Genomic DNA, 20099 nt, shown 5'->3' with positions numbered 1-20099 from the left:
GCGCCGCAGCCCGCCGGACTAAACTTGAGCGGTGCCTGAATCCCCGTACGAGTTCACCGCCGGCAACACCCCGGACGCCCCCCGCAGCGACCAGCCGGAGCTGCTCGCCGCCCTCGCCGCGGACCTGCGCCGGCTCGACTACACGCCCGACGGCGTCGCCCGGTTCCTGGGCCCCGCCGCCTCCGCAGCGCTGGACCGGGACCAGACCATCCCGGCCCTGCTCGCCGCCGACCGCGCCGTGCGGCAGGACGAAGCAAACAGGGCGCTCGCCGCCGTCGTCCGCCTCTGGCTTCTCGCCGAGCCGCAGGCGGCGGAGACGCTCGACGCCGCCCTTCCCGGCATCCGTGCGGAAGGCCTGCTCACGCTGGGGCTGGTTGAACCCGTTCCCGGCCCAGGGCTGCTGGCAGCGAAGGTGGACCTGCGGCCCTACGGCTGGCACGGCACCGCCGGGGACAACGCAGCCGGCGGCGGCACGGAACTCTGGGTGGCCAGCGACCTGGCGGCGCACCAGCAGGAAGGGGTGCTCCGGCACGACCACGTCCTGGGCATCGGCCATGCCTCCACCACGCTGGTGCAGACCACCGCCCGCCGCCGCGCCGAACGCGCCCTGGACCTCGGCACGGGCTGCGGCATCCAGACGTTCCACCTGCTCCAGCACTGCCGGCACGTCACCGCCACGGACATCTCCGAACGCGCCCTGGCCTTCACCCGCTTCAACATCCTCCTCAATGCGCAGGCCCTCTCCGTTGATCCCGCGCGGCTTGCGGACCGGGTCAGCCTGCGCCTGGGCTCACTCCTGGACCCCGTCGAGGGCGAGGAGTTCGGGCTGGTGGTGTCCAACCCTCCGTTCGTGATCACGCCGCGCAGCGCAGGGGAGGACGCAGCAGGGCAGTTCACGTACCGCGACGGCGGCCTGCCGGGCGATGAGATCGTGGCGGCCCTCGTTGCCGGCCTGCCGGACGTCCTGGCACCCGGCGGAACAGCCCAGCTTTTAGGCAACTGGGAGGTCATTAAGGGAACGTCATGGCAGGAACGGCCGCAAAGCTGGGCCAGTCCGGGCGTTGACGCCTGGTTTATCCAGCGCGAGCAGGTGGGGCCGGAACAGTATGCGGAAACATGGCTGCGCGACGCCTCGGAGGGCCGGGACCGGCAGCACTACCGGGAGGCCTACGCCGCCTACCTCGCAGACTTCGAATCCAGGAACGTGGAGGGCATCGGTTTCGGCATGGTCTGGCTGCGCCGGCCCGTTGAACCGGGGCGGGCCGCCATCAGCAGGTTCGAGGAAATCACGTACCCCATTGAGCAGCCCATCGGACCCCACCTGGGGGCCGCGGTCGAACGCATCGACTGGCTGGCCGTGCACGCCCTGGAGGATGCGCACCTGCTGGTGGCGGACGACGTCACGGAGGAGCGCCACCAGCGGCCGGGCGCCGAGCACCCGGGGGTCATCCTGCTGCGCCAGGGCGCCGGCCTGCGCCGTACCAACCTGCTCAGCACCGAGCTGGCCGGCTTCGTTTCAGCGTGCGACGGTGACCTGACCGCCGGCCAGATCGCCGGGGCGCTGGAGGCGCTGCTGGGCGGCGGAATGGCGGGGGAGGAGGGGTTCGACGCTGGCTCGTTCCGGACCGGGCTGCTCACCGAAGTGGCTAATCTGGTCCGCGACGGTTTCCTGATCCCGGCCCCGGAACAGGGCGCCTAAGACCAGCAGGGGAACCCCCTACTTTTCCACATGGATGCGCACATTTCTGCAAAATATGGTGAACTAGGCCAGTATGGGCGCATCTGCCCGAGCAACCTTTTTCTGTAGGAGCACCGTGCCAAGCAAGGCCAAAACCGGCAAGAAACTCGTGATTGTGGAGTCTCCGGCCAAGAGCAAGACCATCGCCAAGTACCTGGGCGAGGGCTTCATCGTAGAGGCCTCCATTGGTCACATCCGCGACCTTCCCCAGCCGTCCGAGCTCCCCGCTGAGCTGAAGAAGACCTCGGTGGGCAAGTTCGCCGTCGACATTGAACACGACTTCAAGCCGTACTACGTGGTCTCCCCGGACAAAAAGAAAAAGGTGACTGAGCTCAAGGCCGCGCTCAAGGACGCCGACGAACTTTACCTCGCAACCGATGGGGACCGCGAGGGCGAAGCCATCGCGTGGCACCTGCTCGAAGTGCTCAAGCCCAAGGTCCCGGTCTACCGGATGACCTTCGGTGAAATCACCAAGGAAGCCATCCAGCGCGCCATGGGGAACCTGCGCGATGTGGACACCGCGCTGGTGGATGCGCAGGAGACCCGCCGCGTCCTGGACCGGCTGTACGGCTACGAGATTTCCCCGGTGCTGTGGCGCAAGGTGGCACGCGGCCTGTCCGCCGGCCGCGTGCAGTCCGTGGTGACCCGCATGGTGGTGGACCGCGAACGCGAACGGATGGCCTTCAAAGCCGCCTCGTACTGGGACCTCACGGGCCAGTTCGGCGCAGACGCCGGCTCGTTCAAAGCGAAGCTCGCCGCCGTGGACGGCGCCAAGGTAGCCAGCGGCCGGGACTTCAACGACGACGGCGTCCTCACCTCGAAGAACGTCGCCCACCTCAATGAGGAGCTGGCTGCGTCCCTGGCGGCCGGGCTGCAGGATGCTTCGTTCACCGTCCGGTCCGTCGACACCAAGCCGTACACCCGCCGTCCGGCTGCGCCGTTCACCACCTCCACGCTGCAGCAGGAGGCAGGCCGCAAGCTGCGTTTCTCCTCGAAGAGCACCATGCAGGTGGCCCAGCGGCTCTACGAAAACGGCTACATCACCTACATGCGTACGGACTCGTCCGCGCTGAGCGACGAAGCCGTCACCGCAGCCCGCCGCCAGGCCTCGGAGCTGTACGGCCCGGAGTACATCCCGCAGTCCCCGCGTGTGTACACCGGCAAGGCAGCCAACGCCCAGGAAGCCCACGAGGCCATCCGCCCCGCCGGCGACTCGTTCCGCACCCCGGCCCAGGTGGCCAAGCAGCTCTCCGGCGACGAATTCCGGCTCTACGAGCTGATCTGGAAGCGCACCGTCGCCTCCCAGATGGCTGACGCCAAGGGCTCCACGGCCACCATCCGCCTGGGCGCCGTGTCCGCTGACGGGCGGGACGCGGAGTTCTCCGCGTCCGGCACAGTGATTACCTTCCCCGGCTTCCTTGCCGCCTACGAGGAAGGCAAGGACGAGACCCGCGGCGACGACGACTCCGACGAAGCCCGCCGCCTCCCCAATGTGGCCAAGGGCGACGCCCTCAAGGCGTCCGACATCATCGCCGTGGGCCACGAGACCTCGCCGCCGCCGCGCTACACGGAAGCATCGCTGACGGCGGAGCTGGAGAAGAAGGGCATCGGCCGCCCGTCCACTTACGCCTCCACCATCTCCACCATCCAGGACCGCGGCTACGTCCGGAAACAGGGCTCGGCCCTGGTCCCCAGCTGGATCGCCTTCTCCGTCATCAGGTTGCTGGAGCAGCACTTCAGCGACTATGTGGACTATGAGTTCACCGCGGACATGGAAGGCGACCTGGACAAGATCGCCAACGGCCAGGCCGTGGGCGCCTCCTGGCTGCGGCACTTCTACTTCGGCGAGGACTCGGATCCGGGCCTGCTGAGCATCGTGAACAACCTCGGCGAGATCGACGCGCGGGAAATCAACTCCATTCCCATCACGGACCAGATCACGCTCCGGGTGGGCAAGTTCGGCCCGTACCTGGAAAGCACAGCCGCCACTGTTGACCCGAAGACGGGGGAGATCGTGGAGTCGCCCCGGGCCAACGTGCCGGAGGACCTGGCTCCGGACGAGCTGACCGCTGCCAAGGCCATCGAGCTGATGGAGACCGCTGCCCCCGAGGAACGCGTGCTGGGCACGGACCCGCACACCGGCCACACCGTTGTTGCCAAGAACGGCCGCTACGGCGCCTACGTCACCGAGGTCATCCCGGAGATGACCGAGGAACAAATCGCTGCGCAGCCGGTGGAGTACTACAAGAACGGCAAGCCCAAGCCGCCCAAGAAGCCCGTCAAGGCCAAACCGCGCACGGGCTCGCTGTTCAAGTCCATGACCGTTGAGTCGGTAACGCTGGACGAGGCCCTGCAGCTCATGAGCCTCCCCCGCGTCCTGGGCGAGGACGCCGAAGGCAACCTCATCACGGTGCAGAACGGCCGGTTCGGTCCATACCTGAAGAAGGGAACCGACTCCCGGTCCATCGGCTCGGAGGAGGAGATCTTCACCATCACGCTGGACCAGGCGCTGGAGATCTACTCCCAGCCGAAGCAGCGCGGAGCCCGGGCTGCCGTCCCGCCGCTGGCGGAGTTCGGCCCGGACCCCGTGTCGGAGAAGAACATCGTGGTGAAGGAAGGCCGGTTCGGCCCCTACATCACGGACGGGATCACCAACATCACCGTCCCGCGGGCCACCTCCCTGGAGGAACTGACGCGCGAGCAGGCCGTGGAGCTCCTGGCCGAGAAGCGCGCCAAGGGCCCGGTAAAGCGCACGGCCACCCGCAAGGCGCCGGCCAAGAAAAAGGCCACCGCGAAGAAGTAGCCGGGCGTTTGCATGCCGCACGGGATCGTGATCGGGTAGAGGGATGACTGAACAGCCTGCGCACACGGATCTCCAGCCCCTGAACGACCTCGAGGAAAAGCTCGCCAAGGGCGGGCAGCCCGACGCCAACCCGGTGGACGTCATCCTGTCCTTCCTGAACAGCGAGGTCTACATCATCAGTTCGGACGGCATCGAGGGCGAGGACTCCCAGGTGGAGCCGCTGGTCCTGGGCAATGCCGACGGCGATCCCGTGCTTGCCGTCTTCTCGCACCCCAGCCGCGTGGACCAGCAGTACCTTGACGCTGCGCCGAACGTGCTGGGCACCCAGGGCGCAGCCATCATCGCTAACATCGGCGAGGAGCTGGGCATGGTTATCAACCCGGGCGCCGCCTACGGGTTCGAGATCAACCCTGAGGGCGTGGCCAACATCAAGCGCGACTTCAAGCGGGCTGACGAGCAATAATGTCACCATGCGGCTAGGCGTCCTCGATATCGGGTCCAATACTGTCCATCTCCTCCTTGTGGACGCCCACCCCGGCGCGCGCCCGGTACCTTTCGCCTCGCATAAGCGGCCGCTGTCCCTGGTCCAGTACCTGGAACCGGACGGCAGCATCAACGACGCCGGCCAGCACGAGCTCACCGAATTCGTGCTGGAAGCCTGGGAGTTTGCCGCCAGGCACAAGGCCGAGGACCTCCTGGCGTTCTGTACGTCGGCCATCCGCGAGGCCACCAACGGCCCTGAGGTCCTGGCGCGCGTAAAACACGAAACCACTGTGACGCTGCAGGAGCTCACCGGCAGCGAAGAAGCGTCGATGACCTTTTTTGCCGTCAGGCGCTGGCACGGCTGGGGCGCCGGGCCCATCCTCAACCTGGACATCGGCGGCGGCTCCTTTGAGATGGCTTTCGGCCAGGACGAACTTCCGGAGGTTGCCACCTCCGTGCCGCTGGGTGCCAGCCGGCTCACCAGGGACTGGCTATCCGAGGATCCGCCGTCAGCCAAGAGCGTCAAGGAACTGCGGCGGTACATCCAGGCCACCCTCAAGCCCGCGGTGCGGGAATTCGACGGGCTGGGCCGTGCCAACGTCGTGGCGGGAACGTCCAAGACCTTCCGCTCCCTTGCACGGATCGCCGGCGCGGCCCCGAGCGCGGCCGGCCCGTACGTCAAGCGGGAGCTCCGTGCAACGGACCTTGGAGTGTGGGCGCAGCGCATCTCGGCGATGAAGGCCGAGGACCGGCTGCACCTGCCGGGGGTTTCCGAGGCACGTGCCCATCAGCTGCTGGCCGGAGCACTCGTTGCCGAGGCCGCGCTGGAGCTCTTCAGGTTCAAGAAGCTCCGGATCTGCCCCTGGGCCCTGCGTGAAGGCCTGATCCTGCGCCGGCTGGACCAGCTGGTGTTTTCGGGGCCGCTGGAGCCTGCGCCCCACGTGGCGGCGCCGCAGGCTGTCGAAGCCCCGGCCTAGGGCCCTGCCGGACGGTGCCCGCGGCACACGAGCCGATTAAAAGCGGAAGCACCGGCGTCCACAACAGGAAAATGGGGGAAAACCTGTTGCCGACCGCCGGTGCCCTGGCAGGGATCCCCATCCCTGCCGCATCACTCGCACCCTCAATGAGGTAATAACTACGTTAGGACCCCAAGTTGTGAGGTACCTGCGCCTTACATGTGAGCCACCTGTGAGTGCATTTCAGCCGGTTCCCTGGTTACCGGGTTGTCCACCCCGTGGTCATCATTTTCGGCGCCGGCCGGGCCTAACTGTAATGATGGAGCCATGAGCAACCGAATCGCCTTCCTGGGCTGTGGATCCATGAACGAAGCAATTCTGAGTGGCCTGCTGGAAGCGGGGACGGATCCCGCGGACGTCGTCGCAACGGTCCGGCGTGCCGGGCGTGCCGCGGAACTGGCCGAGCGGCACCACGGCGTGACCGCGATTGCCGGTGAGGAGGAGCCGGACAACAACAAACAGGCAACCAAGGGCTCCGGCGTTGTCATCCTTGGCGTCAAGCCTGTTGGCATCCTTGACCTTGCGCGGGAGATCAGCCGCTCCCTCTCACCAACCGCCGTGGTGGTCAGTGTGGCTGCCGCGGTGTCCATCGCCCAGCTCGAGGCCGCACTGCCGGCGGGGCAGCCGGTAATCCGCGCCATGCCCAATACACCGGCGAAGCTGGGCCGCGGCGTGGTGTCGGTGTCGCCGGGGACCCACTGCACCCCGGAGCAGCTTCAAAAGGTCAAGGACGTCCTGCGGGGTGCGGGAACAGTGGTGGAGGTCCCCGAGGAGCAGGTGGACGCGGTCTCGGCCATCAGCGGCTCCGGACCCGCCTACGCGTTCTACCTGGCGGAAGCAATGGCGGCAGCCGGCCGGGAACTGGGCCTGGATCCGGAACTGTCCGTTCTCCTTGCCAGGGAAACCGTGGCCGGGGCCGGCTTCATGCTGGCCGAGCCCGGGGCGGATCCAACAGCGCTGCGCAAGGCAGTGACCAGCCCGAACGGCACCACTGAACGGGCCATCGCCACTTTTGACGAGCGGGGCCTTCCCGCCATCATTGTGGCCGGTGCCCGCGCGGCTACGGAGCGGGCAGCCGAAATCACCAGGCAGCTCGGCTAGTCCCCACCCGCTCCCTAACCTCGCAAGCTCGGCCAGGGAACCCGGCGGGCGTGGGCCCAGGCACCCGTGCAATTACGGCCGGGCAGCGAACCGTTCCAGCAGGTCCACGTGGCCGGACACGATCAGCATGTCCCGGGAGGACACCTTGGTCTCCGGGCGGGCATAGGTGAAGTCCTCGCCGGGCGACTTCACGCCCACGATCGTCACGCCGTACTTGGAACGGACCTTTGACTCGTCCAGGGTGAACCCCACCGTTTCGCGCGGCGGGTACATTTTCACGATCGCGAAGTCGTCGTCGAACTCGATGAAGTCCAGCATCCGGCCGGACACCAGGTGGGCTGCGCGGACGCCGGCGTCGGCCTCCGGATAAATCACATGGTTGGCGCCGATCCGGGTGAGGATCTTGCCGTGGGACGGCGTAATCGCCTTCACCCACAGGTGCTCGATGCCAAGGTCCACCAGGTTGACCGTGATCAGCACGGAGGACTCGATGGACGTGCCCACGCCCACGACGGCGGAACTGAACTCCTGCGCGCCGAGCTGGCGGAGCGCATCGATGTTGGTGGCGTCGGCCTCCACCACGTGGGTCAGCAGCGGTGCCCACTTCTGCACCAGGGACCGGTCCCGTTCAATAGCCAGGACTTCCCGGCCCTGCTTGACCAGCTGTTCTGCCGTGGATGAACCGAAGCGGCCCAGCCCGATCACCAGCACTGGAGCGTTGTGGGCGGGGCGCCGGGGGGCGTCTGGGGAACTAGCCAATGATCGGCCTCTCTTCGGGATAGTGGTACAACTGGCTGCGCTGGCGGAGGGCCAGGGCGGCCGCCAGGGTCACGGTGCCGACGCGGCCGGCGAACATCAGGGCGGCAAGGACGTAAACGCCCGCCGGCGGCACCTCTGCGCTGAGGTTGGTGCTGAGACCCACGGTGGCGAAAGCCGAAATGGTCTCGAACAGCACCCGGTCCAGGGACGCCCCGCTGATGTGCAGCAGGAGGAAGGCGGACACGGACACCAGGGTGGCGCCCGCGACGATCACGGAGATGGCAACGCGCATGGTGCCCTGCGGGATGGTCCTGCCGTAGACCTGCACGTCGGTGTCGCCCCTGGCCTCCGCCACGATCGCCAGGAACATCACGGCGATGGTGGTGACCTTGATGCCGCCGGCCGTGGATGCCGAGCCGCCGCCGGCGAACATGAGCGCGTCGGTCAAGAGCATGGTGGTGGACTCCATCTGGTTCTGGTCCACCAGGTTGAAGCCGCCGGACCGCATCATCACGGAGGCGAACAGGGCATGCGTCACCTTGTCATCGAAATCCATGGTCCCGATGGTCCGCAGGTTGTCCCACTCCATCAAAGCCCACAGGAAAGTGCCGGCAAACAGGAGGATGAAGGACACCTGGATGGTGAGCTTGGTGTGGAGGTTCCACTTCTTCCAGTTCAGCCCGTTCTGCTGGAGGACCATCACCACGGGAAACCCGAGGCTTCCCAGGAAGACGCCGAGCATCAGCGGGACCAGGATCCAAAGGTCCGTTTCGTAAGGCACGATCCCATCCGAATGCGGGGTAAAACCGGCATTGTTGAAGGACGAGATGGAGTAGAAGATCCCGTGCCACACGGACTGCCAGAACGGCTCTCCCAGGGTCAGGAACCGCGGGACAAGGGCAAGCGCCAGCATTCCTTCGATCACCACTGATGTTGTGATGACGATCCGCAGCAGGGTGCCCACCTCGCCCAGGCGGCCTGCGTTGTTCATGGATTCCGCCGCGATGATTTTCCCCCGCACGCCCAGCCGCTTGCTGACCATCAGGGCAAGCAAGGAGGCCAGGGTCAGCGTGCCCAGGCCTCCAATGAAGACGCCCACCAGGATCACCAGCTGCCCGAAGAAGGACCAGTGGACCGCCGTCGACACCACGGTCAGGCCGGTGACGCACACGGCCGAAACGGCCGTGAACAGCGCCTGGTGGACCGGGGTGGGGGTGCCGGCGGCGGACGAGACCGGCAGCGAGAGGATGAGTGTGAAGACCAGGCAGACGGCGGCGAACACCGTGAGGGCAAGCCGGGCCGGGGAGGTGTTTGCGATGTCGTCAATGAAGTCGCGCAGCCGCGTAAGGATCCAGAGGCCTTCCCGCTCCTGCGCTGCGGGATGCCAGCTGGCCGGGTTCCGGGGCCTCGACTGGCTTTGCGTCATGTGTGGCTTTTCCTCGGTAGAAACTGCTTCCCTCAGTAGTAAACCACTAATGCGGCGTTATGGCCGGGCAGGAGGGGCCGCCCGCTCAGGTAGCCTGTGATTGATGACATACCTCCCGGGTCTCAGCCAGCCCGCGCCCCCAACGGTGGTGGCGTGGAGTTCTGACATGACTGCCTACAATTTCGGTCCGGGCCATCCGATGGCGCCGGAGCGGATGGACCTGACAGCCCGCCTGGCCGGCAGCCTGGGTTTGTTCGGCCTGGACCACGTCGTGGTGGAAGCGCCCGAAGTGGCGGACGACGCCGCGCTGGAGTCGGTGCATTCCGCAGACTTTGTTGCGGCGGTCCGCAGGGTCAGCGCCAACCCAGCGGAGCCCGATGAGGCCCGCGGGCTGGGCACGGAAGACGATCCCGCCTTCGCCGGCATGCATGAGGCGGCAGCCCGGCTGGCCGGCGGTTCGCTGCTGTCCGCTTCCCGGATCCTGGACGGCTCCGCGCTGCACGCGGTTAACTTCGGCGGCGGCATGCACCATGCCGCCCGCGAACGGGCCAGCGGGTTCTGCATCTATAACGACGCTGCACTCGCCGTGCAGAAGCTGCTCGACGGCGGCATCAGCAAGGTGGCATATATCGACGTCGACGCCCACCACGGGGACGGGACGGAGAGCATCTTCTGGAATGATCCCCGTGTGCTCACCATTTCGCTGCACGAGAGCGGCCTTACGCTCTTCCCCGGAACCGGATTCGCCAATGAGATCGGCGGTCCGCAGGCCGAGGGGACGGCGGTGAATGTCGCCCTGCCGTCAGGGACGGGGGATGCCGGCTGGCTTCGCGCCTTCCACGCGGTGGTGCCGCAGCTGGTGGCCGCTTTCCAGCCGGAGGTGATCGTCAGCCAGCACGGGTGCGACTCCCACCGCACGGACCCGCTGACACACCTCAACCTCAGCGTTGACGGGCAGCGGGAGGCCGCCTCCGCCGTCGGCAGTCTCGCCGCCCGGCACTGCGACAACCGCTGGATCGCCACCGGGGGCGGCGGGTACAACGTTACGGACGTGGTCCCGCGGTCCTGGAGCCACCTGATTGCCATCGCGTCAGGGCGGCCCGTGCCGCTGCGCACTCCCGTCCCGGAGGACTGGCGCGCCTATGTCCTGGCAAAATTCGGCAGGGACGCCCCCCTCCTGATGGGCGACGACGTGGAACTGTGGTGGCGGTCCTGGGAAGTGGGCTTCGACCCCAACGATGCCGTGGACAGGACTGTCATGGCCACGAGGAAGGCAGTCTTCCCGCTCCACGGGCTGGACCCCTGGTTCGACTGACCGCCGGTTCGACCGGTGCCGGTTCAACTTCCTTGCGCTGATTGCCTGGTCAGCTGCTCGGCTTTTCCGTCTGGAACACCACCCCGGCAGCGCCGATGAGCCAGCCCAGCAGGGACAAAGCGAAAGCGCCGATCAGGTCCGTTGATGCCGTCCCTTTGGCCAGCCAGAGCAACAGGACAGCCAGGCCCACGGCGAGGTAGACCAGGATCGCTGCAATGATCCGCCCGGACAGCCTGGCGGTGACGTCGGACGGGTTGATCGCCGTTGAGCTTCCCGGCGCCCCCGGACCTGATGGCCGGCGGGTGTCCTGCCCGGACTCCTCACGGCGGACCTCGGCGATGGTGAAACCGAGCGCCGATGCGGTCAGCGAACTCAACGACGTGGCGAGGACTCCGGCCGCCGTGACCAGGGCCCCGTTGAGCGGCGGCGCCACCGTGCGTCCGTCCGGCACCCAGAATCCGACGCGCAGCAGCACCGCGCCCCAGACCGCCACGAAAAGGCCCAGGAACACGAACGCGATGATATTGAACAGTTGCTGGCGAAGGAACTCCATCACCACCCACCCCTCAAACCGTGGTGGCCGCCGCGCGGGAATCCGGGCAGCAGTGACACCGTTCTAGCACTGCCGGGAAACCGGGGCAATGGTGACGGGTACCGGCCGAAATAGTTGATGCCTTTGGGCGTATATGTCGCTAGGGTGGGAGGCATGGTGACAGACGACGTATTTGCCGTCATAGCGGAATCGACCCGGCGGGACATCCTCGTCTCCCTCCGTTCCGGAGACAAGGCCGTGGGCGAACTGGTGGAGGAACTGGCGGCAAGCCAGCCCACCATTTCCAAGCACCTCAAAGTCCTCCGCGAAGCCCAGCTGGTGAGCATGAGGGCCCAGGGGCAGAAGCGCTACTACGCACTGAACCGTAAGCCGCTGGAGGGGATTGCCAGCTGGCTGGAAACGCTCGACGTCGGTTCGGCGGCACCGGCGCCGGCTGCGGCAGCCGGCGCGGCCACTGACGCCAAGCGGGCCGAACCTGCGCCCGCGCAAGCCAGGAAGGCGGCTGCCGCACACAAGGAGGCCGCGACCGCCGGCGCAGTAGCGGCCGAGGCTGTGTCCGCCGGAGTCTTGGCGAGGGACGGTGCGGACCTGAGTCCCGCCGTCGTGATTCCCGGCGGAACCACCGCGCCACTGAGTGATGACAGCGTGCCCCAGCAGATCGGCAGGACCGTGGGGCGCGCCGCCACCAAGGCCGCGGATCTCCTGGCCAACCTCCCCAACCTGCCGAAGTTCGGCCGGAAGAAGTAGCTCTTAATCCAACTGACTCGCAGTTGACGCATTCAAATCCGGATTTCGGTGCGTTAACTGCGAGCCAGTCGGGCGGGGCTTAGTTGTTGAGCAGGCGCACGTGGTCCGGGGTCAGCTCGGAGATCTTGCTGGCGCCCAGCAGCGCCATGGTGCGGGCCATGTCCTTCTCGAGGATCTGCAGGGTGCGGTCAACGCCCGCCCGGCCGCCGGCCATCAGGCCGTACAGGTAAGCGCGGCCGATCAGCGTGAAGTCGGCGCCCAGGGCGAGGGCTGCCACGATGTCCGCGCCGCTCATGATGCCGGTGTCCAGCATGATCGCCGCATCCGTGTTGTCCTTGGTGAAGGCTTCCTTGACCTCGGGGAGCAAATGGAACGGGATGGGGGCCCGGTCCAGCTGGCGGCCGCCGTGGTTGGACAGGATGACGCCGTCCGCTCCATGGTCAACAACCCGGCGGGCATCCTCCACGGTCTGGATGCCCTTGACCACCAGGTTGCCCTTCCAGGTTTCGCGCAGCCAGTCCAGGTCCTCGAACGTCAGGGTGGGGTCGAACATGGAGTTGATCAGGTCCGCCACGGTGCCGGTGTAGCGGGACAGGGAAGCGAAGGTCAGCGGCTCATGCGTGAGGAAGTTGAACCACCAGGCGGGCCGGTAGGACGCATCAAGGACAGTCTTGATGGTCAGCGCCGGCGGGATGGTCATGCCGTTGCGGACATCGCGGAGGCGGGCGCCGGCGACGGCGGTGTCCACGGTGACCATCAGCGTGTCGTTACCCGCCTTGGCGGCGCGCTCGATCAGTTCCAGCGAGCGGTCGCGGTCCGTCCACAGGTACAGCTGGAACCAGTTGCGGCCGTTCGGTGCGGCGGCGGCAACATCCTCGATGGACGCGGTGCCCATGGTGGACAGCGTGTAGGGGATGCCGGCGGCCTCGGCTGCCTGGGAACCGGCGTACTCGCCCTCGGACTGCATCATCCGCGTGAAGCCGGTGGGCGCGATCCCCACCGGAAGGCGGGACGGCTTGCCCAGGATGTCGGTACTGAGGTCGATCGCGGAGACGTTCCGCAGGATGCCGGGCCGGAATTCGATGTCCAGGAAGGCCTGGCGTGCACGCCGAAGGGTGATTTCCGCTTCGGCGGCGCCGTCCGTGTAGTCAAAAGGCGCCTGCGGGGTGCGGCGCTTTGCGATGTCCCGCAGCTCCCAGACCGTGCTGGCCCGCTTGAGCCGGGCTTCCTTGCTGAACTCCGGCTTCTTGAACTGCATCAGCGGAGCCAGGTCCGAGTACTTCGGGATGCGGCGCTTCAGCGCCGCCGGCACGGCAGCGGCGGCCGGGGGAGCGGCCGGTGCCTGGGTAGTGGACGGGGCGGGCGGCGTTGTGGCCGGAATATCCGTCGCGTCCGGTGCGGGAGTTGCTTCCGGATTGTTGGGCTGGATGGTGTGGGTCATGGCGTCCTCCATTGGCCGGCAGGTCCGCATCCGGGACCTCCTGTGGTCTAACCACACTGTAGGCCATGTGGTCCAACCACATCAAGTACCATTGCCCTATGCGGACGCACCAGCTTGTTTTGTCGTGGATCGAAAATGAGCTTTCGGAGGGCAGGCTGACCGTGGGCGGCCGCCTTCCGGCCGAGCGCACGCTTGCGGAACAGCTGAAGGTCTCGCGAACGTCCGTGCGCGAGGCCATCAGGATCCTTGAGGCGATGGGCGTGGTCCGGGCCGGGGTCGGCTCGGGTCCGGAGGCCGGCACGGTGGTCATTTCGGATCCCACGGCGGCCCTCGGCTCTGCCCTGCGGCTGCACGTTGCAACCCAGCACCTTCCGGTGGCGGACATCGTGGAAACCCGGGTGCTCCTCGAGTCCTGGGCCGCGTCGAAAGCCAGGCCGGACGCGCCGGAGCTGGAGACAGCCGCCGCCTTGCTGGACCAGATGGCCGCGGAAGGGCTTGCCGTCGACGAGTTCCTGGCGCTGGACGTCCGGTTCCACCTTGCCCTGGCCGACGCCGCCGGCAATGCCGTCGTGAGCGCCATGATGGGATCGTTGCGCGAATCCATCCAGAGCTATGCCGCGCAGATCACCTCCAGCCTCCCCGACTGGGAGGACACGGCATCGCGGCTGAAGTCGGAGCACGGCGGCATCCTCGCCGCCATCAGGAATGACGACGGCGAACGGGCGGCAAGGCTCGTTGCCGCCCACATCCAGGGCTACTACAAGGAAGCAGGACTGGATCCGGCGGAGGCCCGGCCAGCCCCGTGAGCGGATGTCAGCCGTGCACCGCGGTGCGGGCGGCCTTGGCCGGGCCCGTGCTGGCCCGCACTTCGAGCCTCGGCTGGTAGCGGCTGCCGGGAGTCTGGCTCGCTTCATTCCGGATGAGGGCCCGCAGCTGGTGCCATGCCTCCGCCCCCAGCTCGGTGATGGGCACCGCTGCCGTGGTGAGCGTCGGCGTCGTGTATTTGGCGAAGGGGATGTCATCAAACCCGGTGACGGAGATGTCGCCGGGAACGTCAAGGCCGCGCTCGTGCAGCCCGCTCATCAGGCCCATGGCCACGAGGTCGTTGAAGGCCAGGATCCCGGTGGCACCGCTCTCCAGCACCGCGTCTACTGACCCATGGCCGGTGTCGAAATCGGAGCCGCCTTCAAGCATGGTGACCTCAACATGCGGATGGGCGGCCTTGAACGCCTCCAGGCCCTGGAGCCGGAGGTTGTTGGACGCGCTGCGGGGAGGCCCTGCCAGGAAGGCGAGGCGGGTATGCCCGAGCTCAACCAAATGTTCGGCGATGTCCTGCACGCCCTGGCCGTAGTCCACCACCAGGCTGGGAACATCGGCGGCTGCCGTGGTGCGGTTGATCAGCACCAGCGGGCGCAGTGACGGGGCCAGCTCTTCCAGCTCGGCGTCGCTCATGCGCGGAGCGCACAGGACCAGGCCATCGCAGCGCCGCCGCGCCTCACCCGCAAGGATGGACTCCTCGCTGGAGACTTCAAAGGAGTCGGCGATGAGGACGCGGTAGCCGTCCTGGGCGGCCGCCCGGCTGAGGCCGCGGAGGATGGCCTGGAAAGTGGGGTTGGCCAGGTCCGGCACCACGATGCCGATGGTGTCGGTCTTGCCGAGGGCCAGGCTTCGTCCCACCGGGTTGGGCTGGTACTTCAGGTCAGCCGCAGCTGCCTTCACGCGGGCGGCGATCTCAGGGTCAACAGTGAAGTTGCCGTTCATGACGCGCGAAACCGTGGCGTGCGAGACGCCCGCCTTGAGGGCAACATCCGCGATGCCGATCCGGCCGGAAGCCGATTTCCTGACCATAAGTGGCCCCTTCCTCAGCGCCGGAGCCGGCAGGCCCGGGCGCAGTCCGCTGGCGGGGGTACCCGGCCAACTCCTTGTCGACGTACTAGTCAGAGCATGTCGTACGTGAAAGCATATAACGGGACGGGAAAGCGATTTCTCTTCTTTTCCCGAATTTTCCCGCACGGTTTTCCCGGCTTTTCCCGTGCGGCCGCCGCGCCGGGGTAGAAAACGCTTTCTCACAACGCTGCCAATGGTTGACGGATGGGCGGTCCGGTTGATAGAACTCATATAACGAATCCGGAAAGCGTTTTCTCACGCCTCGTCAGCATAGAACCGGATCAACCCCGAACAACGGCCCGGCGGGCCGGATTTAAGCCTTCGAAAGGGACCCTCATGGTCAACACAGCCGAGTCGACTTCTGCTTCAGAGGCCCGGTCCGAGTCCGCGGACGGCCTTCACGCCGTTCCCGGCGCCCAAGCTGCTGCCGCCCGCCAGGGCGGAAAGACCCGCATCGCCCTGATCGGGACCGGCGGGCGCTCCGAGATGTACATCCGCGCGATCTTCGGCAAGCACGCAGATACCGCCGAACTGGTGGCGTTCTCGGATGTAAACCCCGGCCGGGTGGAGTTCTACCAGCAGCTCATCCAGGAACTCGGCGCCCCGGGACCCGTTGCGTCCTTTGATCCGGCGGACCTCACAGCCTTCATCCAGGCCAACAACATCGACCGGGTCATCGTGACCACGCCGGACTACACCCACGCCGATTACATCGTGGAGGGCCTGCGCGCCGGGGCGGACGTCGTCGTCGAAAAACCCCTCACCATCGACGCCGAGGGCTGCCGCCGCATCACCCAGGCCGTGCACGAGACCGGCCGCAACGTTGTGGTCACCTTCAACTACCGCTATTCGCCGCGCAACACCGCACTGAAGGGGATCATCCAGAGCGGCGTGATCGGCAAGGTCACGTCCGTCGACTTCAGCTGGGTGCTGGACACCGTCCACGGCGCGGACTACTTCCGCCGCTGGCACCGCGAAAAGAAGAACTCCGGCGGCCTGCTCATCCACAAGGCGTCCCACCACTTCGACCTGGTGAACTGGTGGATCGACGACGTCCCCGAGCGCGTGTTCGCCTCCGGCGGGCTGAAGTTCTACGGTGACACGAACGCCGCCGAGCGCGGCCTGGGCCCCCGTCCGGAGCGCGGCACGCCCGACGCCGATGCTTCCGCCGCCGGAACAAGCACCAGCGCGAAGGACCCCTTCGCGCTGGACCTGCGGGAGGACGAGCGGCTCAAGGCGCTGTTCCTGGACAACGAGCACTACGACGGCTACCGCCGCGACCAGGACGTCTTCACCGGCGGCATCACCATCGAGGACAACCTCGCACTCGTGGTGGAGTACCAGGGCGGGCCCCGCCTGAGCTACTCGCTGAACGCCCACAGCCCCTGGGAGGGCTATCGCGTCGCAGTCAACGGCACCGAGGGCCGCGCCGAGCTGGAAGTCGTGGAACGCGCCGCCGTGCTGCACAGCACGGACAAGAAGACTGTGGTGGACCCCAGCGCCACCCCGGTGGAGGAAGAGGACGCCATCCGCCGCAACGGCGAACGCCTGGTGGTCCAGCGCCACTGGGAAGCCGCCTACGAGGTGCCGATCGTCAACGGCGAAGGCGGACACGGCGGCGGCGACGAGCTCCTGCTCTCGGACCTCTTCAACGGTCCGGGCGAGGACCAGTTGGGCCGCCCCTCCGGTTACCTGGACGGGCTGAGGTCGGTGTCCGTGGGCATCGCCGGCAACCGCTCCCTCGAGACCTCCCTGCCCGTACGCATCGCGGACCTGGACCTCGGCATCGACCTCCGCCGCGGCAAGTGACCGGCCCGAGAACCTGAAGGAACAACCATGAGCAGGATCTTTGTCACCGGCGGCTCCGGCCGGCTGGGACGCAGCGTGGTGGCGGGGCTGGCCGGCAAAGGCCACCAGGTCATCTCCGTGGACCGCGACGCCGTCCCGGCGGACCAGCTTCCCGCCGGGGTGGTGCAGGAAACCGCCGACCTCCTGGCGCCGGGCGAGGCGCCGCGCCTCCTCCGGGAAACCACGCCCGACGCCGTCATCCACCTCGCTGCGATCGCGGTGCCTTTCAGCGCGCCCGAGGACGTCATCTTCGCTACGAACACACGCCTCGCCTTCGCCGTGGTCAGCGCCGCGACGGAAGTGGGCGTGCCGAAGATCGTCACCGCCAGCAGCCCCACCGTGCTGGGCTACGGCGCACCTGCGGGCTGGCTGCCGCCGTCGTTCCCGCTGGATGAGCGGACCCCGCCGAAGCCGTGGAACGCGTACGCGCTCTCCAAGCTCATCGCGGAGCAGACCGTCCAGGCCTTCGCGGCAGCCCAGGGCGAAAAGATCCGCTACGCGGCGTTCCGCCCCTGCTACGTGATCTCCCCGGAGGAGTGGGACGACGCGCCCACCCAGCAGGGCCACACCCTTGTGGAACGGCTGGCCGACCCCGCCCTCTCCGCACCCGCCCTGTTCAACTACGTGGACGCCCGGGACGTGGCGGACTTCCTCGACCTGCTGCTGGAAAGGATGCCGTTCATCCCCAACGGGGAAACCTTCTTCGTCGGAGCCGCTGACGCCCTCGCCACCGCGCCCCTGGCCGAACTGATGCCAAAATTCCTGCCCGGAAGCGAAGTCCTCAGCGCAGGGCTCACCGGCAGCAGCCCGGCCTTCTCCATCGCCAAAGCACAGGAACTCCTGGGCTGGCACCCCGCGCGCAGTTGGCGCACAGAACTCAAGTCCCGTTCCACCCTCAACGACGAGAACTCCGCGCTGGTCAGCACCGGCGGCGGAGCCAAGGAGACACCATGAAATTCGACGGCGTACTGTTCTTCCCCGTCACCCCGTTCACAGCCGTTGGTGCCGTCGACGTGGAACTGCTCAAAGAACACATCAGCTCGCGGCTTCCGTTCGGGCCGGGCGGCGTCTTCCCCGCCTGCGGCACCGGCGAATTCCACGCCCTCAGCATCGACGAGGTCCGCATCGTAGTGGCTGCAGCCGTCGAGGTTGTTGCCGGAAAGGTGCCGGTAGTAGCAGGAGCCGGCGGACCCCTGGGCCATGCCCTCGCCGCCGCCCGCGCTGCCGAAGAAGCAGGCGCGGACGCGCTCCTGGTGCTGCCGCCGTACCTGGTCACCGGCCCCACGGACGGTCTGGTGGCCTATGTCGAGGCCGTGGCCAACGCCAGCAGCCTGCCGGTCATCGTGTACCACCGCGGCAACGCCAGGTTCACGGCCGCATCCATGACCAGGCTGGCCGCCAACCCCAAGGTCATCGGCTTCAAGGACGGGCTCGGCGACGTTGGCCTGGCCCAGGAAATTGTGTCCGCGGTCCGCGCCACGGGACGCCGGGACTTTGCGTTCTTCAACGGGCTGCTGACCGCCGAACTGACCCAGGGCGCCTACCGCGGACTGGGGATCCCGCTGTACTCGTCCGCCGCGTTCGCCATGGCGCCGGAAATCGCCACGGCCTACTACGACGCCTACGAAGCGGGCGACGAGGACCGCCGGAACGCCCTGCTGGAGGGCTTCTACGCGCCGCTGGTTCGGCTCCGTGACCAGACTCCGGGCTTCGGCGTTTCGCTGATCAAGGCAGGCCTGCGCCTGGGCGGCCTGCCGGTGGGCCCCGTGCGCCCGCCCCTGGTCGACCCCGCCGAGGAGCAGTTGGTCCAGCTGAAGGCCATCCTCGCCAGGGGCTACGAGTTGGCCGGCCGCTGATGGGCGCCCCGGCCGCCGAAGCGGTGCGCACCGCACCGCGCATCACGGGCCTCACCACCCGCCTCATCACGGTTCCGCTGCGCCGCAGCTGGGGCGTGGAGGCACCGGAAAACCATGTGATCGTCACGGAGATCCATACGGACGACGGCGGCGCGGGGCACGGTTTCTCCTGGACGCCCACCATCGGCCCCCAGGCGGTTAAGGCACTGCTGGACCATGACATTGCGCCTTTCGTCGCCGGCTTGCCGGCCAACCCCGAGGTGGTGTGGGACGCGCTGTGGAAACGGCTGCATGAGGCCGGCGGCGGGGGACTGACCACCATCGCGATGGCCGGGGTGGACCTTGCCCTCTGGGACCTGCAGGCCTCCCGCGCCGGAACCTCCGTCACCGGATACCTCGGCCAGCGGCAGGAGTCTGCCGAGGTCTACGGCTCCGGGGTGAACCTGCACTACACACTTGACGAGCTGGTGGCTCAGGCCGAACGCTGGGTCGCGGCCGGGCACCAGGCAGTGAAGATCAAGGTGGGCAAACCGGACCTCCGCGAGGACGCCGAACGTGTTGCCGCGGTCCGCTCCGTGCTGGGGCCGGACCGGAAGCTCATGATCGACGCCAACCAGCGGTGGGACCTGCCCGCCACCTTCCGCGCCCTCGACGTCCTGTCCGAATTCGGGCTGGAGTGGCTCGAGGAACCCATCCGCGCGGACGATCTCTGGGCGTACCGGCGGCTCCGCAAGCATTCACCGGTGCCGATTGCCCTTGGCGAAAACCTGCACACCGTCTACCGGTTCCGCGATTTCATTGAGGCGGAAGCGGTGGACATCATCCAGCCCAACATCGTCCGGGTGGGCGGCATTACCCCGTTCCGGCGGATCGTTGAGCTGGCACGGACCAACAGCATCAGGGTCATGCCGCACCTGCTGCCCGAACTGTCCGGGCAGCTGGCCCTGACCCTGGCGGAGCCCACCATGGTGGAGGACGTCGAAGAGGCATCCTTCGAACAGTTGGGGATCCTGGCCGGCCCGTCGCCGGTCCGGTTCAGCAACAGCCGGGTGACGCTCACGGACCAGCCGGGGCTGGGCTTCCGGTTCACTGACAACCCGCAGACCTAATCACGACGAACAGGATC

General features: G+C 67.4%; 17 protein-coding genes. 12 read left to right on the top strand and 5 right to left on the bottom strand.

Features of this window, described 5'->3' with window-relative positions:
- Positions 1 to 31: 31 nt before the first annotated feature.
- The 5 genes from SMD14_RS16705 (at position 32) to proC (ending at position 7141) form a co-directional block, all read left to right on the top strand.
- Positions 32 to 1699 carry a methyltransferase gene (locus SMD14_RS16705; RefSeq protein WP_321214377.1) on the top strand — a complete coding sequence of 556 codons (1668 nt, stop codon included), beginning with the start codon at positions 32 to 34 and terminating at the stop codon, positions 1697 to 1699.
- Between the two features lie 115 nt (positions 1700 to 1814).
- Positions 1815 to 4541 (top strand): type I DNA topoisomerase, encoded by a 2727-nt coding sequence (gene topA / locus SMD14_RS16700; protein ID WP_321214376.1) that lies wholly within the window; start codon positions 1815 to 1817, stop codon positions 4539 to 4541.
- Positions 4542 to 4584: 43 nt separating this feature from the next.
- Positions 4585 to 5004: an SseB family protein gene (locus SMD14_RS16695; RefSeq protein WP_321214375.1), complete on the top strand. Its 420-nt coding sequence runs from the start codon at positions 4585 to 4587 to the stop codon at positions 5002 to 5004.
- A 7-nt stretch (positions 5005 to 5011) separates the two neighbouring features.
- Entirely contained in the window at positions 5012 to 6001 is a 990-nt protein-coding gene (locus SMD14_RS16690; protein WP_157241159.1) for a Ppx/GppA phosphatase family protein, read from the top strand.
- A gap of 306 nt (positions 6002 to 6307) precedes the next feature.
- Positions 6308 to 7141 carry a pyrroline-5-carboxylate reductase gene (gene proC / locus SMD14_RS16685; RefSeq protein WP_321214374.1) on the top strand — a complete coding sequence of 278 codons (834 nt, stop codon included), beginning with the start codon at positions 6308 to 6310 and terminating at the stop codon, positions 7139 to 7141.
- A gap of 72 nt (positions 7142 to 7213) precedes the next feature.
- Here the strand turns inward: proC and SMD14_RS16680 are convergent, their stop codons facing one another.
- Together SMD14_RS16680 and SMD14_RS16675 are read right to left on the bottom strand one after the other, a co-directional pair.
- Positions 7214 to 7852 (bottom strand): TrkA family potassium uptake protein, encoded by a 639-nt coding sequence (locus SMD14_RS16680; protein WP_171059109.1) that lies wholly within the window; start codon positions 7850 to 7852, stop codon positions 7214 to 7216.
- 40 nt (positions 7853 to 7892) lie between these two features.
- Positions 7893 to 9326 carry a TrkH family potassium uptake protein gene (locus tag SMD14_RS16675; RefSeq protein ID WP_157241164.1) on the bottom strand — a complete coding sequence of 478 codons (1434 nt, stop codon included), beginning with the start codon at positions 9324 to 9326 and terminating at the stop codon, positions 7893 to 7895.
- Between the two features lie 103 nt (positions 9327 to 9429).
- Here SMD14_RS16675 and SMD14_RS16670 point away from each other — a divergent pair, with 103 nt between their 5' ends.
- Complete coding sequence (locus SMD14_RS16670; protein ID WP_157241166.1) at positions 9430 to 10641, top strand: acetoin utilization protein AcuC; 1212 nt, start codon at positions 9430 to 9432, stop codon at positions 10639 to 10641.
- A 49-nt stretch (positions 10642 to 10690) separates the two neighbouring features.
- On the opposite strand, the gene SMD14_RS16665 is transcribed toward SMD14_RS16670, so the two are convergent.
- Entirely contained in the window at positions 10691 to 11194 is a 504-nt protein-coding gene (locus tag SMD14_RS16665; RefSeq protein WP_321216294.1) for a hypothetical protein, read from the bottom strand.
- A gap of 153 nt (positions 11195 to 11347) precedes the next feature.
- Between SMD14_RS16665 and SMD14_RS16660 the strand changes: the two genes are divergently transcribed.
- Entirely contained in the window at positions 11348 to 11941 is a 594-nt protein-coding gene (locus tag SMD14_RS16660; protein WP_321214373.1) for a metalloregulator ArsR/SmtB family transcription factor, read from the top strand.
- Positions 11942 to 12020: 79 nt separating this feature from the next.
- Here SMD14_RS16660 and SMD14_RS16655 read toward each other — a convergent pair whose 3' ends face one another.
- The gene (locus SMD14_RS16655; protein ID WP_321214372.1) at positions 12021 to 13382 is read right to left on the bottom strand and encodes an alpha-hydroxy acid oxidase; all 1362 of its coding nucleotides are present in this window, start codon (positions 13380 to 13382) and stop codon (positions 12021 to 12023) included.
- 98 nt (positions 13383 to 13480) lie between these two features.
- Here SMD14_RS16655 and SMD14_RS16650 point away from each other — a divergent pair, with 98 nt between their 5' ends.
- The gene (locus SMD14_RS16650; RefSeq protein ID WP_157241172.1) at positions 13481 to 14188 is read left to right on the top strand and encodes a FadR/GntR family transcriptional regulator; all 708 of its coding nucleotides are present in this window, start codon (positions 13481 to 13483) and stop codon (positions 14186 to 14188) included.
- Between the two features lie 7 nt (positions 14189 to 14195).
- Here SMD14_RS16650 and SMD14_RS16645 read toward each other — a convergent pair whose 3' ends face one another.
- A complete protein-coding gene (locus tag SMD14_RS16645; protein WP_157241174.1) occupies positions 14196 to 15230 on the bottom strand; it encodes a LacI family DNA-binding transcriptional regulator in 1035 nt (344 codons plus the stop codon).
- A gap of 375 nt (positions 15231 to 15605) precedes the next feature.
- Between SMD14_RS16645 and SMD14_RS16640 the strand changes: the two genes are divergently transcribed.
- The 4 genes from SMD14_RS16640 to SMD14_RS16625 are packed head-to-tail and all read left to right on the top strand — an operon-like array spanning position 15606 to position 20082.
- On the top strand, positions 15606 to 17078 hold the full coding sequence (locus tag SMD14_RS16640; protein WP_321214371.1) for a Gfo/Idh/MocA family oxidoreductase: 1473 nt from the start codon (positions 15606 to 15608) through the stop codon (positions 17076 to 17078).
- A 27-nt stretch (positions 17079 to 17105) separates the two neighbouring features.
- Complete coding sequence (locus SMD14_RS16635) at positions 17106 to 18071, top strand: NAD(P)-dependent oxidoreductase (protein ID WP_321214370.1); 966 nt, start codon at positions 17106 to 17108, stop codon at positions 18069 to 18071.
- A complete protein-coding gene (locus SMD14_RS16630) occupies positions 18068 to 18973 on the top strand; it encodes a 5-dehydro-4-deoxyglucarate dehydratase (protein ID WP_321214369.1) in 906 nt (301 codons plus the stop codon). Before SMD14_RS16635 ends, SMD14_RS16630 begins: the two co-directional genes overlap by 4 nt.
- Positions 18973 to 20082: a mandelate racemase/muconate lactonizing enzyme family protein gene (locus SMD14_RS16625; RefSeq protein ID WP_321214368.1), complete on the top strand. Its 1110-nt coding sequence runs from the start codon at positions 18973 to 18975 to the stop codon at positions 20080 to 20082. Before SMD14_RS16630 ends, SMD14_RS16625 begins: the two co-directional genes overlap by 1 nt.
- Positions 20083 to 20099: the final 17 nt, after the last annotated feature.

It is taken from the genome of Pseudarthrobacter oxydans (assembly GCF_034258515.1).
Lineage (GTDB): Bacteria > Actinomycetota > Actinomycetes > Actinomycetales > Micrococcaceae > Arthrobacter.
This window is presented reverse-complemented; position numbering and strand designations above follow the sequence as displayed.

Excerpts from the sequence above, each read along its gene's own strand:
- SMD14_RS16695 (WP_321214375.1), top strand. The coding sequence starts at position 4,585 with ATGACTGAACAGCCTGCGCACACGGATCTCCAGCCCCTGAACGACCTC.
- SMD14_RS16690 (WP_157241159.1), top strand. The coding sequence starts at position 5,012 with ATGCGGCTAGGCGTCCTCGATATCGGGTCCAATACTGTCCATCTCCTC.
- proC (WP_321214374.1), top strand. The coding sequence starts at position 6,308 with ATGAGCAACCGAATCGCCTTCCTGGGCTGTGGATCCATGAACGAAGCA.
- SMD14_RS16675 (WP_157241164.1), bottom strand. The coding sequence starts at position 9,326 with ATGACGCAAAGCCAGTCGAGGCCCCGGAACCCGGCCAGCTGGCATCCC.
- SMD14_RS16670 (WP_157241166.1), top strand. The coding sequence starts at position 9,430 with ATGACATACCTCCCGGGTCTCAGCCAGCCCGCGCCCCCAACGGTGGTG.
- SMD14_RS16665 (WP_321216294.1), bottom strand. The coding sequence starts at position 11,194 with ATGGAGTTCCTTCGCCAGCAACTGTTCAATATCATCGCGTTCGTGTTC.
- SMD14_RS16660 (WP_321214373.1), top strand. The coding sequence starts at position 11,348 with ATGGTGACAGACGACGTATTTGCCGTCATAGCGGAATCGACCCGGCGG.
- SMD14_RS16655 (WP_321214372.1), bottom strand. The coding sequence starts at position 13,382 with ATGACCCACACCATCCAGCCCAACAATCCGGAAGCAACTCCCGCACCG.
- SMD14_RS16650 (WP_157241172.1), top strand. The coding sequence starts at position 13,481 with ATGCGGACGCACCAGCTTGTTTTGTCGTGGATCGAAAATGAGCTTTCG.
- SMD14_RS16645 (WP_157241174.1), bottom strand. The coding sequence starts at position 15,230 with ATGGTCAGGAAATCGGCTTCCGGCCGGATCGGCATCGCGGATGTTGCC.
- SMD14_RS16640 (WP_321214371.1), top strand. The coding sequence starts at position 15,606 with ATGGTCAACACAGCCGAGTCGACTTCTGCTTCAGAGGCCCGGTCCGAG.
- SMD14_RS16635 (WP_321214370.1), top strand. The coding sequence starts at position 17,106 with ATGAGCAGGATCTTTGTCACCGGCGGCTCCGGCCGGCTGGGACGCAGC.
- SMD14_RS16630 (WP_321214369.1), top strand. The coding sequence starts at position 18,068 with ATGAAATTCGACGGCGTACTGTTCTTCCCCGTCACCCCGTTCACAGCC.
- SMD14_RS16625 (WP_321214368.1), top strand. The coding sequence starts at position 18,973 with ATGGGCGCCCCGGCCGCCGAAGCGGTGCGCACCGCACCGCGCATCACG.